Source organism: Streptomyces sp. NPDC055103 (assembly GCF_053607625.1).
Window position 1 is genome coordinate 12,947 of the sequence record NZ_JBSGTX010000096.1, and the last position, 12,613, is coordinate 25,559.

The 12,613-nt window shown below is 68.6% G+C and carries 11 protein-coding genes and 3 tRNA genes; 8 read left to right on the forward strand and 6 right to left on the reverse strand.

The window, feature by feature from the left end; genetic code table 11:
- Positions 1–96 precede the first annotated feature (96 nt).
- Complete coding sequence (locus tag ACWFR1_RS36600) at positions 97–264, reverse strand: hypothetical protein (RefSeq protein WP_453559442.1); 168 nt, start codon at positions 262–264, stop codon at positions 97–99.
- Positions 265–710: 446 nt separating this feature from the next.
- Here ACWFR1_RS36600 and ACWFR1_RS36605 point away from each other — a divergent pair, with 446 nt between their 5' ends.
- The gene (locus ACWFR1_RS36605) at positions 711–1,085 is read left to right on the forward strand and encodes a hypothetical protein (RefSeq protein ID WP_453559444.1); all 375 of its coding nucleotides are present in this window, start codon (positions 711–713) and stop codon (positions 1,083–1,085) included.
- 5 nt (positions 1,086–1,090) lie between these two features.
- Positions 1,091–1,864 carry a hypothetical protein gene (locus ACWFR1_RS36610; protein WP_453559447.1) on the forward strand — a complete coding sequence of 258 codons (774 nt, stop codon included), beginning with the start codon at positions 1,091–1,093 and terminating at the stop codon, positions 1,862–1,864.
- On the opposite strand, the gene ACWFR1_RS36615 is transcribed toward ACWFR1_RS36610, so the two are convergent.
- Positions 1,853–2,809, reverse strand: coding sequence for a recombinase family protein (locus tag ACWFR1_RS36615; RefSeq protein WP_453559450.1), 957 nt, complete (start codon positions 2,807–2,809; stop codon positions 1,853–1,855). The genes ACWFR1_RS36610 and ACWFR1_RS36615 overlap by 12 nt on opposite strands.
- 104 nt (positions 2,810–2,913) lie before the next feature.
- Positions 2,914–3,117 (reverse strand): DNA-binding protein, encoded by a 204-nt coding sequence (locus ACWFR1_RS36620; protein ID WP_453559453.1) that lies wholly within the window; start codon positions 3,115–3,117, stop codon positions 2,914–2,916.
- A gap of 172 nt (positions 3,118–3,289) precedes the next feature.
- Between ACWFR1_RS36620 and ACWFR1_RS36625 the strand changes: the two genes are divergently transcribed.
- A complete protein-coding gene (locus ACWFR1_RS36625) occupies positions 3,290–4,942 on the forward strand; it encodes a tyrosine-type recombinase/integrase (RefSeq protein ID WP_453559456.1) in 1,653 nt (550 codons plus the stop codon).
- A 111-nt stretch (positions 4,943–5,053) separates the two neighbouring features.
- Here ACWFR1_RS36625 and ACWFR1_RS36630 read toward each other — a convergent pair.
- From ACWFR1_RS36630 to ACWFR1_RS36640, 3 genes are all read right to left on the reverse strand, one after another.
- Positions 5,054–5,130: transfer RNA gene (locus ACWFR1_RS36630), tRNA-Ile, on the reverse strand.
- A gap of 165 nt (positions 5,131–5,295) precedes the next feature.
- Positions 5,296–5,368, reverse strand: a tRNA-Asn gene (locus ACWFR1_RS36635).
- 5 nt (positions 5,369–5,373) lie between these two features.
- Positions 5,374–5,446 (reverse strand) — tRNA-Asn (locus ACWFR1_RS36640).
- 136 nt (positions 5,447–5,582) lie between these two features.
- Here ACWFR1_RS36640 and ACWFR1_RS36645 point away from each other — a divergent pair.
- The 5 genes from ACWFR1_RS36645 (at position 5,583) to ACWFR1_RS36665 (ending at position 12,516) form a co-directional block, all read left to right on the forward strand.
- Positions 5,583–5,894 carry a YtxH domain-containing protein gene (locus ACWFR1_RS36645; RefSeq protein WP_453559459.1) on the forward strand — a complete coding sequence of 104 codons (312 nt, stop codon included), beginning with the start codon at positions 5,583–5,585 and terminating at the stop codon, positions 5,892–5,894.
- 52 nt (positions 5,895–5,946) lie between these two features.
- The gene (locus tag ACWFR1_RS36650) at positions 5,947–7,386 is read left to right on the forward strand and encodes an FGGY family carbohydrate kinase (protein ID WP_453559462.1); all 1,440 of its coding nucleotides are present in this window, start codon (positions 5,947–5,949) and stop codon (positions 7,384–7,386) included.
- 230 nt (positions 7,387–7,616) lie between these two features.
- Positions 7,617–9,350 carry an ABC transporter ATP-binding protein gene (locus ACWFR1_RS36655; RefSeq protein WP_453559465.1) on the forward strand — a complete coding sequence of 578 codons (1,734 nt, stop codon included), beginning with the start codon at positions 7,617–7,619 and terminating at the stop codon, positions 9,348–9,350.
- Positions 9,350–11,290 carry an ABC transporter ATP-binding protein gene (locus ACWFR1_RS36660; RefSeq protein ID WP_453559468.1) on the forward strand — a complete coding sequence of 647 codons (1,941 nt, stop codon included), beginning with the start codon at positions 9,350–9,352 and terminating at the stop codon, positions 11,288–11,290. The genes ACWFR1_RS36655 and ACWFR1_RS36660 overlap by 1 nt, the downstream gene beginning before the upstream one ends.
- A gap of 35 nt (positions 11,291–11,325) precedes the next feature.
- Positions 11,326–12,516, forward strand: a complete 1,191-nt coding sequence (locus tag ACWFR1_RS36665; protein ID WP_453559471.1) for a TerD family protein — start codon at positions 11,326–11,328, stop codon at positions 12,514–12,516.
- Positions 12,517–12,613 lie beyond the last annotated feature (97 nt).

Sequence of the window (12,613 nt, forward strand, 5' to 3'; positions counted from 1 at the left end):
CATTGCGGGGGGGGGTACAAAATTGCCCTTATTTTTTCCCGGGCCCGGCTGGGGGGGGGCGGCCCGGGGGGGCCCCGCGCTCCACGTTCACCACGCTCAGCCTGCCGCGCCGTCCGCACGCACCGCCTCGCCGTCGACGCGCCTCAGGTCAACGATCGTCAGGGCGCTCAGCACCTCGCGCGCCGACTCGTCGCCCAAGATGACGTTCCCCCTACCCCTCGACTCCTCCAGCCTGGCCAGCACCCGCCCCAACTCGATCCCCACCGGCAACCTCTTCGCGTCGTGACGCCGTACCCCCCTTGGTGAGCGGCAGCCTTTTAGATCCCCACACATCTCACACTGCGGCACACCTTGAGAGCCTAAGAGAGGCGCCCATCGCAACCTGACCCCAGATGGGCAGGAGGATGACGCCCGCACGCTAGGTAAGCGTTCGTGTTTTAACCGTTATAGATCTTGCTTCGAGCCCCAGCTATTGTCAACCAACATAGACAATGTATCGCCCCTCGACCCGCCCCCCCCCAGGCCGGAGTTGACATACTTGGAGGAGGAGCCAGCACATGCCACCCGGCCCGCACATCCCCCTCGCCAGCAAGCTCGCCATGCTACTTAGCAGGAAACGCGGAGCGGACGGGAAGACTCCGAGTACGCGCGCCATCGCCGCCGCGACCGCCGAGGCGCCTGGCAGCAAACCGGCAATGACCCACCAGGTCGTGAACGAGTTCCTGAACGGCACGAAGGCCGATCCGAGGGTGTCTCAACTCCTCGGCCTCGCACGTGCATTCGAGACTCCGGTAACTTACTTGCTCCCCGGGTACAACGGTTTGACCTCTCTGTCCGTCTACGAGGAGCACCAAGACGCCCGCGAAGCACTACGCCTGATCCATGACCTGGGTCAGACGGGGGCCGCTGAACTCCTGGAGGCCGCGCGCGAGATTCGCTCTCAGCACGGTCACAGCGATCTCACGGTCCCCGAAGTCCCCGAGCCTCTGCCCCCGGTCGCCGAACCCCCACGGCCGGGCCGGCGAAGGCGCCTCAGCTTTGAGGAAGCAGCCCAGCGGGCCGTCTCCGACTTGGAAGGAACTTGAACCACATGGACGGCATAGTCTTCGGCCTGTGCACCCTGTTCGGCTTGACGGGCACCGTGCTCTCCGCTCGTGAAGCCTGGCGCCAGCGCGACCGAGACGACTACCGAATCGCGCGCGCCACGCGAACCATCGCGTTCGGTGTCTGCACGCTCGGAGTCCTCCTCGCAGTACCTGCAGTCGAGGATGTCGTGGAGTCGGCGACCGGGATGAACAATGCCGCCAAGCTCGGCGCCCACCTCTGCGCTGTCCTGTGGTGCGGAAGCCTCCAGCTCATGCTGGTGGACTGGTCGTACAACCGCGAAGTCCTCAAGGCAAGCCTGTATGCACGCATCGCCTTCGCCGTGTGTGTACTCGCCGCCATGCTTCCGCTGTTCGTCAAGACCACGGGCGACAACATCGAGTTCACCACCGAGCACGCCGCAGTGCCCGGAGTCACGGTCTACCTTCTGGTCTACCTGGCCTACGTGGCAGTTACCTGCGGAGAGATCGCGTTCCTGTGCTCAGGGATGGCCTTCTCCACGCGTCGCGCCGGCCACACTTGGACAGCCCGAGGACTCACGATGTCGTCCGCAGCAGCCCTGCTTGGCGTGGCCTACGCCGTGAGCAAGGGGTCGTACCTGGTCACGCACTATCTCGGTAACCCCTGGCCCCTGCACGCCGAGGAGATCGTCTCCCCCGTCCTGGCCGGCCTGGCGGTGGTCGCCTTGATCACCGGACTGACCATGTCGATGATCGGGCGGCGGATCACCGCCCGGAAGGCGACCGCCTCACCTGCCTGACGAGCCCGCCGTCTTGCGCCAGTGCAGGACTACGCGGCCGGGCTCTACCGTACGAACGCCGCGCGCACTGGCCGGAAAGACCTCGACGGCCTCCAGGAGAACAAGGGCGATGGCCCGCTTGGAGGCCGTCGGCGCGGCATTCCACCATCGCACCAGGTCCTCGGCCCCGCCGAGCGAGAAGTTCGCCATCTGCTCGGTGTACCGCAGACGCTTTCGAGCCTTCTTGATGTTCGTCGTGAGCTCGCGGTCAGCGGTCACGAACGCGTCGCCGCTGATCTGCCGCTGTCCATAGAGGGTGCTCGCTTCTGTCCGGCGCTGCCCAAGATCCTCGATCTCAGCCACCAACTGCTTGACCTGCTCTTGGACCGCCGCCTGCGCGCTGAGGATCTGCTTGCGAATACCGGGCTTCAGAAGCTCCGCCACGACGTGCTCGCCGACATAGGTCTCCAAGAGCTCGGCATCGATGCGCACCTCACCGCACCCGCCTCGTCCGCTCTTGTCCTTCGGCCGACAGCGGTACCCCGGAGTACCCGCGTTCGTACGAGCACCCTGGAGGGCGTGCGTGCAATTGCCGCACGTGCTCGCTTCATCGTTGAGGAGGTAGTCGTATACCTCGTCCGGGGAAGCCGTCTTCCGACCCTGCTCGCGCTCCTGCAGCGCACGGAACTCTTCGCGCGTGATCGCGCCGGGGTGGCCGGCGTCCACCAGCTCGTCCCCCTCCAAGCGCAATCCGGCGATCGCCGGATTGCGAAAGAGCCGCCCGACCGACGCGTCCTTCCACTCTCCACCTAGCGTGCCCCGGTAGCCCTCACCGTTCGCCCACGCGGCAACGTCCGCGTTGGACCGCCCAGCCAGCGCCCGACTCACCATCTGACGAAGCGGATCGACCTCGTCATCGCGAAGCCGACGACGCGACTGGTCGTCAAAACCGTAGAGCCGTGGCATGCAGTGGTCCGTTCTTCTCGTACACGTGTAGCCGCCCGATCCTAGGCCACAGCCCTCAGTTTGGGCTGTGGCCTAGTCCAGTTGATCGGATCGGAGCACGACGGTCATCGTGCCAGCGGCGCCACCTCCAGCAGCTGCCAGATCGCGGCAGTGGGAACCCTTACCGTGCTGCCCAGTGTGAGCGTCCGCACGGGGAAGGCCCCTGTCTTGATCAAGGCGTACGCCTTGTGCACACCGATCCCGAGCGCCCGCGCGGCCGTGACGACGTTCACCGTCGGCGGCAGCGCGAGCAGTTCTTCCAGGGTCATCTGACCGGCCCCGGAGTCCGTAACTACCGCGTTTTCCGTTGTCATCCCGTTGTCGCGTTCTCCCCCACGCCAACGTGACATAAGGATACGCCAACACTGGAGTGTTGGGGCAAGATGGGGTCACGGTTCGCCATGAACCGTCACAGAAGATCAAGAGCTGAAGGATCAACGAGTGACGGAGACGTTCAACCCCACCTACTCGCGCAAGTGCGCCTGCCGGGAGCCCGAGGTCGACCCAGACGGCAATCCGGTCCTGGACGACGAGGGCTTGCAGAAGAAGCGCCTTGTCGGCGTCAGCTGCCCGAGGCTCAAGGCAGACAAGAAGCACGGCACGTGGCATCTCTACTTCGAGCTGGAAGCCGGCGAGAACAACACCCGGCGCCGCGTCCGCCGTGGCGGCTTCCCCACCAAGGACAAGGCGAAGAAGAAGGCGGCCGAGCTCTACCGAGAGGCCGTCAAGGGCACGGACGTACTCAGCGACGCCACCGTCGGCGAGGACCTGGAAGCGTGGCTCAAGAGGAAGAAGAGCCTGGCCCGCACAACGACCAACGGGTACGAGGACCACGTCCGCCTCTACCTCCAGCCCCACCTGGGCCACATCAAGCGACGCGACTGCAAGCTCCGACACGTCGAGGCCATGTACAACGCCATCGAGAAGGAGAACGCCGAGCGCCTGATCCACCATGCGCAAATCGTCGAATTGCAGGAGGCCCGTGACGCCGCCCACACAGCGTGGGTCCGCGCCTCGGGGAATGTGGAAGAGCGCCGCCGGACGCGCCGCGCCTACCTCGACGCCAACGCCGCCCTCCGCGAGGGCCGCAAGGGTAAGCGGAAGATCACCAGCGCCACAACGATGCACCGCATCAACGCCACACTCAGGTCCTTTCTCGGCAGTGGCGTGAAGCGCGGCGACTACACCACCAACTGGGCCACGATGGTCGAGCTGCCGCCGACCAAGCGGTCGAAGGCGCTGGTCTGGACACCGGAGCGGGTAGCTGACTGGAAGCTCACGGGCCTGAAGCCGAGTCCCGTGATGGTCTGGACCCCGGAGCAGACTGGCGAGTTTCTGGACTTCATCGCCGACGACAGGCTGGCCGCCATGTGGCACGGGTTCATCTTCCGCGGTCCCCGCCGCGGCGAGATGTGCGCGCTGCCCTGGAGTGAGGTCAGCCTGAGCGGCTCGTGGTTCCGTATCTCCGCACAGACCGTCGAGGTTGCCTACCGGACCTACAACGAGGCGCCGAAGCAGGACAGCGTGCGCACCGTCACGCTCGACGCCCAGACCAAGGTGCTGTGGACCGCCTGGCGCGAGACCCAGCAGCAGGAACGCGAGCAGTGGTCCGGAGAGAAGGCATGGGTCGAAAGCGGACGGGTCTGGACTCACGAGAACGGTGAGGCGCTTCACCCCGACTGGATCAGCCGGCGGTTCAATCGGCTCGTCGAGCTGTCCGGCCTGCCTCCGATACGCCTGCACGACACCCGGCACCTGTCCGCGACGTTGGCGCTTCTCGGGAGGGCGGACATCAAGGTCGTTCAGGAGCGGCTGGGGCACAGCTCCCGCCAGATCACCTCGGACACCTACACCAGCGTCCTGCCGCAACTTCTGACGGCCGAGGCGGAGTCCACGAGCGCGGTCGTCCCCAGGTCGAAGCAGCCCGGCCCGAACCTGGTGGAGAAGAAGGGGACCGCCAGCCGGAGCAAGGCCAAGAAGCCCGAGCCGGGTCGCGACCCCTCGCCAGAGGCCGAGGACACGGCCGGAAGATCGAATGTGACGCGGGACACGGCCGCTGGTGGGCCGAACGAGGGAACCGAACGCGCCGCGTGACGCGCGTCCAAACTTTGTCCAAGCAGGTGTGATTTCCTGCTATGGACGGGCCGCCAAGGCCTTTCGCGCTTACGTCCGACCGCCAAACATGCTGGTCAGAACGTTTTTCTTTGGTGGGGCGGGTGGGACTCGAACCCACGGCCGACGGATTATGAGTCCGCTGCTCTAACCGGCTGAGCTACCGCCCCGAACGGTGAGGCGCGTACATGTGTGCGCGCCGTCTGCCGCAGCATAGCCGCTCATACGATCTCCTGCTCCGGAAGATCGGCTCTGCTGACCATGAGGACCTCGCCCCGCCGCGCATGGTTCCCCTGGACGCGAAAAAGGACCCCGAAGGGTCCTCTTTCGTTCTGCTCCCCCGACTGGACTCGAACCAGTAACCTGCCGATTAACAGTCGGCTGCTCTGCCAATTGAGCTACAGGGGACCGCGCTCCCCCGACTGGACTCGAACCAGTAACCTGCCGATTAACAGTCGGCTGCTCTGCCAATTGAGCTACAGGGGATTGCTGCGTTGCCTCGAACGTACCTACTCCGGGTGTCCCGGGCGGGCGGTTGCTCGCTGCGACACATACATTAGCGCAAGCAGGGGGGTGCTCCGCCAATCGGTATCCCCAGGGCCTCCAGGGAAGGATCGCAGCCGTGCGGTACAAGCTGACGTTCGTCGTGGGACTCGCCCTCGGTTACGTGGTCGGCACGCGGGCCGGACGCGAGCGCTACGAGCAGATGAAGAAGTCCGCCAAGGACATTGCGCAGAACCCCGCCGTGCGCAACGCCGCCGAGTCGGCGGCCCAGACCGGGCGTCAGGTCGCCGGCAAGGCCGCCCACGTGGTGGGCGACACGGTGGGCGACCGGCTCCCCGCCTCCGTGACCGAGCGCTTCCAGGTGCTGTGCGGACACGGGCGGTCCAACGGCAAGGTCGAGGACGACGACTGGGGCACCAGCAACACCTGATTCCCGTCCTGCTGATCCCCGTCCTACCTCCGCGTGCGGCAGAATCATGTTCATGGGGATAGTCGCCGGACTCGACAGTTCTGCCGGATTCACGCGCATCGTCGTCTGTGACGCGGACACGGGCGCCGTGCTGCGCCAGGGGTACGCCCCTCACCAGGGCGACCCGAAGGCCGCCGAGGTCGATCCACAGACCTGGCTGCTCTCGCTCGGAGAGGCCGCCACCGGCGGGCTCCTGGAGGGCGTGCAGGCCATCGGCGTCTCGGCCCAGCAGCACGGGCTCGTGCCGCTCGACGCCCAGGGCGGTCTCGTACGGCCCGCGCTCGTCGGCAACGACAAGCGGGCGCAGGTCTCCGCCGCCGATCTCGTCGAGTCGCTGGGCGGGCGCCAGGCGTGGGCCGAGGCCGTCGGCTGTGTGCCGGGCGCCGGGCAGCCGGTCGCCAAGCTGCGCTGGCTGGCCCGTACGGAGCCCGAGAACGCGCAGCGGACCGCCATGGTCCTCCAGCCTCATGACTGGCTCGTCTGGCAGCTCCTCGGACGGCCCGCGCGGCGCACCACCGACCGGGGCGCCGCCTCCGGCACCGGCTACTGGTCGCCCCGCACCGGCGCGTACCGCCCCGACCTCGTGGAACTCGCGCTCGGCCACCAGGCCGTGCTGCCCGAGGTCCTCGGTCCGGCCGAGGCCGCCGGCACCACCCCCGAGGGGCTCCTCATCTCCGCCGGTACGGGCGAGACGATGGCCGCCGCGCTCGGGCTCGGGCTCGGTCCCGGCGACGCGGTCGTCTCGCTCGGCGCGTCCGGCTCCGTGATGGCCGTGCACCACGAGGCCCTCGCCGACCCGGGCGGCATGATGACCTCCTTCGCCGACGCCACCGGCATGCACCTGCCCGTCGTCCCCACGTCCAACGCGGTGCGGGCGCTGCGCGGCACCGCCGAGATGCTGGGCGTCGAGTCCCTCGAGGAGCTGTCCGCGCTCACCCTGAAGTCGACGCCCGGCGCCTCCGGGCTCGTCCTGCTGCCCTATCTGGAGGGCGAGCGGACCCCGAACCTGCCGCACACCGCGGGCACGCTCTGCGGGCTGCGGCGCGAGTCGATGAAGCCCGAACACCTGGCGCGGGCCGCGTTCGAGGGGATGCTCTGCGCGCTCGCCGACGCCATGGACGTCCTGCGCGGGCGCGGGGTCGAGGTGCGGCGGATCTTCCTGCTCGGCGCCGCGGCCGGCCTCCCGGCCGTCCAGGCCCTCGCACCGGCCCTCTTCGGCGCGCAGGTCGTCGTCCCCCAGCCGGCCGACTACGCGGCGCTCGGCGCCGCCCGGCAGGCCGCCTGGGCCCTCGGGGTCGCACGGGGCACGCTGTCCCCCTCCGCGCCCCCGGCCTGGCAGGGGGCCGCGGCGCAGATCCTGGAGCCCGGCGACGAGCTGGCCGCTGGGCAGGCGGTCCGGCAGCAGTACGTGGCGACTCGGGAGCAGATCCACCCCGGCGCCTTCGACGCGTAGCCGAAGGCCCGACGCGTAGCGCGCGTAGCCGAAGGCCCGACCCGTAGCGCGCGTAGCCGAAGGCCCGACCCGTAGCGCGCGTAGCCGAAGGCCCGACCCGTAGCCGGAGGCCCGACGCGTAGACGCCAGTGGAAGGGCCGGACCCCGGTTCGTAAAGTCTTTGCCAGGGCTCGTCCCGCGCCCCGAAAACCGAGTCGTCTCCCACAGGCGCGCGGGCGATAGTAGGTCCCGTGCTCATAAGACTTCTCCGAACCCACCTGAGGCCCTACCGAAAACCCATCGCGCTGCTCGTCCTGCTGCAGTTCCTGCAGACCTGCGCGAGCCTCTACCTGCCGACCCTGAACGCCGACATCATCGACAACGGTGTCGTCAACGGGGACAGCGGCTACATCCTGCGTTTCGGCGCGCTGATGGTCGGCGTCTCCGTCGTGCAGGTCGTCTGCAACATCGGAGCCGTGTACTACGGCGCCCGGACGGCGTCAGCGCTCGGCCGGGACGTGCGCGGCGCGATCTTCGACCGCGTGCAGTCCTTCTCCGCGCGGGAGCTCGGGCACTTCGGCGCGCCGTCGCTGATCACCCGTACGACCAATGACGTGCAGCAGGTCCAGATGCTGGTCCTGATGGCGTTCACGCTGATGGTCTCCGCGCCCATCATGTGTGTCGGCGGCATCGTGATGGCCCTCGGTCAGGACGTGCCGCTGTCGGCCGTGCTGCTCGCCGTGGTGCCGGTCCTCGGCATCTCCGTGACCCTCATCGTCCGGCGGATGCGGCCGCTCTTCCGGACCATGCAGGAGCGCCTCGACACCGTGAACCGGGTGCTGCGCGAGCAGATCACCGGCAACCGCGTCATCCGGGCCTTCGTGAAGGACGGGTACGAGGAGGAGCGGTTCCGCCGGGCCAACGCCGATCTGACCGATGTGTCGATGGCGACAGGCCGGCTGATGGCGCTGATGTTCCCGGTCGTGATGACCGTCGTGAACGTCTCCAGCGTGGCCGTCGTCTGGTTCGGCGCGCACCGCATCGACAGCGGCGGGATGGAGATCGGCGCGCTGACCGCCTTCCTCGCCTATCTGATGCAGATCGTGATGTCCGTCATGATGGCCACCTTCATGTTCATGATGGTGCCGCGTGCCGAGGTGTGCGCCGAGCGCATCGAGGAGGTCCTCTCGACCGAGTCCAGCGTCGTGCCGCCGGCCGAGCCGGTGACGACCCTCGACCGGCGCGGGCACCTGGAGGTCAGGAGCGCGGACTTCCGTTATCCGGGCGCCGAGGAGTCGGTCCTCAAGGACGTCGGGCTCGTCGCCCGGCCCGGGGAGACCACCGCGATCATCGGTTCGACGGGCAGCGGCAAGTCGACGCTCCTCGGGCTCGTGCCCCGCCTCTTCGACGCGACCGGCGGCGAGGTCCTCGTCGACGGCGTCGACGTGCGGAAGCTCGACCCCGCGCTGATGGCGCGGACGGTGAGCCTGGTGCCGCAGAAGCCGTACCTGTTCTCCGGGACGGTGGCGACGAACCTGCGGTACGGGAAGCCCGACGCGACCGACGAGGAGCTCTGGCACGCCCTGGAGGTCGCCCAGGCCGCCGACTTCGTCCGCAAGCTCGAGAACGGGCTGAACGCCCCGATCGCGCAGGGCGGCACGAACGTCTCCGGCGGTCAGCGGCAGCGGCTCGCGATCGCGCGGACGCTGGTGCAGAAACCGGAGATCTATCTCTTCGACGACTCCTTCTCCGCCCTGGACTACGAGACCGACGCGCTGCTGCGCGAGGCGCTCCGGCAGGAGACGGCCGAGTCGACGGTGGTGATCGTCGCCCAGCGGGTGGCGACCATCCGGGACGCCGACCGGATCGTCGTCCTCGACGAGGGCCGGGTCGTCGGCACGGGCCGGCACCGGGATCTGATGGCGGAGAACGAGACGTACCGGGAGATCGTGCTCTCCCAGCTGACCGAGGCGGAGGCAGCCTGATGGCCGGTCCTGGCGGACGCATGATGGCCGGTGGCGGCCCCGACCAGCGGTCGATGGACTTCAAGGGCTCCGGCAAGCGGCTGCTCAAGCAGCTGGCGCCCGAGCGCTCCACGCTCTGGGTGATGCTGCTCGCGGGTGTGCTGTCGGTGGCGGCCTCCGTGGTCGGGCCGAAGATCCTCGGCAAGGCGACGGACCTCGTCTTCGCGGGCGTGGTCGGGCGGCAGATCGAGGGTGGCACGAAGGCGGAGGCGATCGCGGGGCTCCGTGCCTCGGGCGACTCCGGCATGGCGGACATGCTGTCCGGGGTCGACTTCGTCCCCGGGCAGGGCATCGACTTCGGCGCGGTCGGCGAGGTCCTGCTCTGGGTCCTCGCGGTCTACGTGGCGGCGGGCCTGCTCATGCTGGTCTCGACCCGGCTGTCGATCAAGGTGATCAACCGGACGGTCTTCCGCATGCGGGAGGACGTCCAGACGAAACTGGCGCGGCTGCCGCTGTCGTACTTCGACAAGGCGAAGCGCGGCGAGGTGCTGTCCCGGGCGACCAACGACATCGACAACATCTCGCAGACGCTCCAGCAGTCGATGGGCCAGTTGATCAACTCGCTGCTCACGATCGTCGGCGTGCTCGCGATGATGTTCTGGATCTCGCCGCTGCTCGCCCTGGTGGCGCTGGTGACGGTGCCGGTCTCGGTCTTCGTCGCGGCGAAGATCGGCAAGCGCTCGCAGCCGCACTTCGTGCAGCAGTGGAAGTCCACGGGCACGCTCAACGCGCACGTCGAGGAGATGTACACCGGGCACAACCTGGTGAAGGTCTTCGGCCGGCAGGAGGAGTCCGCGCGGGACTTCCGCGAGCAGAACGAGGCGCTGTACGAGGCCGGGTTCAAGGCGCAGTTCAACAGCGGTGTGATGCAGCCGGTGATGTTCTTCGTCTCGAACATCAACTACGTCCTGGTGGCCGTCGTCGGCGGTCTGCGGGTGGCGAGCGGCACGCTCTCCATCGGTGACGTGCAGGCCTTCATCCAGTACTCGCGCCAGTTCTCGATGCCGCTGACGCAGGTGGCTTCGATGGCGAACCTGGTGCAGTCGGGCGTGGCCTCGGCGGAGCGGATCTTCGAGCTCCTCGACGCCGAGGAGCAGGAGCCGGACGCGCCGAAGAGCGCGCACCCGGCCGACCTGCCCCCGGAGGACTTCAAGGGCAAGGTCGCCCTGGAGGAGGTCTCCTTCCGTTACGAGGCCGACAAGCCGCTCATCGAGGACCTGTCGCTCACGGTGGAGCCGGGTCAGACGGTCGCGATCGTCGGTCCGACGGGCGCCGGCAAGACGACCCTCGTCAACCTCCTCATGCGGTTCTACGAGGTCACGGGCGGCCGCATCACCCTGGACGGAACGGACATCGCCACGATGTCCCGCGAGGACCTGCGGGCCGGGATCGGGATGGTCCTCCAGGACACCTGGCTCTTCGGCGGCACCATCGCCGACAACATCGCGTACGGCGCGACGCGCGAGGTGACGCGGGCGGAGATCGAGGAGGCGGCGCGGGCCGCGCACGCCGACCGCTTCGTCCGGACCCTCCCCGACGGGTACGACACGGTCATCGACGACGACGGGGCGGGGGTCAGCGCGGGAGAGAAGCAGCTGATCACCATCGCCCGGGCGTTCCTGTCCGACCCGGTGATCCTCGTCCTCGACGAGGCCACCAGCTCCGTCGACACCCGCACCGAGGTCCTGATCCAGAAGGCGATGGCCCGACTGGCCCACGGGCGGACGTCGTTCGTCATCGCGCACCGGCTCTCCACGATCCGCGACGCGGACGTGATCCTGGTGATGGAGAACGGCTCGATCGTCGAACAGGGCACGCACGAGGAGCTGTTGGAGTCGGCCGGGGCCTATGCCCGGCTGTACCGGGCGCAGTTCGCGCAGGCGGTGGCCGAGGTCGACTGACCCCGGCTCGTGACCCATGCCGCATGATGTGCGGCATGGGTCACATCAAGGAGAGTTCCTGGGTGCCGTCGGTCACCCTGCGGGTCGGCATCGGAAACGCGGGCATAGCGGCGCTGCTGCTCGGCGCGGACGGCCGGGTCCGCGGCGACGCGGACATGGTCTTCGAGGGGCAGCCCGTCCACCCTTCCGGCGCGGTACGGCACGACAGGGCGTCGCTGGCCCTCGCGCTGCACGAGGTGGAGCCGGAGGTCGAGCGGATCGTGATCGCCGGTCCGGCGGTCACCGGCTCGCTGGCGGCGATGGCCCCGGACAGGGCGGTGGTCGTCGCCTGGCTGATCGCGCATCCGGACGACGCGAAGGCCGTCGTCTTCGGTGAGTTCTTCCGCGAGTCGGGCGGCTGGAAGTTCACCGGGATCGGGGAGGGGTACACCTCCGGGCTCGCCGGGCTCGTCACGGCGTACGGGGTCGAGGTCGCGGAGGAGGACGCGGTCGCGGAACCGGTGGCTCCCCCGGCTGCCGCCGGCCCTGTCCCGCTGACGGGTGTCGCCAAGGTGGCGACACCGGCGCACGCGCCGTCCCCGTACGAGAAGCGCGAGCCGGGCGAGCGGAAGCACCGGAGCGCCGAGGCCTGGGACTTCGGTCCGGTCTTCGAGCCGTTCACCGTCAAGGGACGCGCGAACGACGTCATCACCACGGACTCCCGCGTCCCCGGCGGTCCCGTCCTCGTCGACCTCGCGCACAAGGGCGGCGGCTACGTCGGCCTCAACCCGCTCGACGAGCAGAACAAGAGCCTGCGCTACATCTTCAGTTCGACCCTGCCCGACTTCCGGGGCAGCCAGGTCGCCATGGCCCCCGCGGGCCGCCCCCTGCGGATGCGGCTCCAGGCCGACAACGAGTGGACCCTGCGGGTGAGGCCCGTCGCCGCCGCCGCCCGGCTGGAGGGAACGGTCCGCGGGTACTGCTCCGGGGCCCTGCTGTACACGGGCGGACCGGCCGACCTCCGGGTGGACTTCGACGGCGACCCGTCGATGAACGGCGGGGGCTACATCGGCATCAACGGCTACCACGTCCTCGGGCAGACGGACCTGACCGGGCCGCGCACCCTGATCCTGACCTCGGCCGAGGGCAAGGGCCGGCACACCGTGCCGATCCCGGCGGGTCCCCTGCTGCTGCTCCTGCAGGCGGACGGCGCCTGGACCCTCAAGGTCCGCGAGGTGGGGTTCTAGGACCAACGCCGTTCAGTTAGGGCGGGGGTCGGGGCGTCAAGGGCTGCTCGTGAGCATGGTGATGCTGATGGTGGCTTTGTAGGTGGTCCGGTCGATG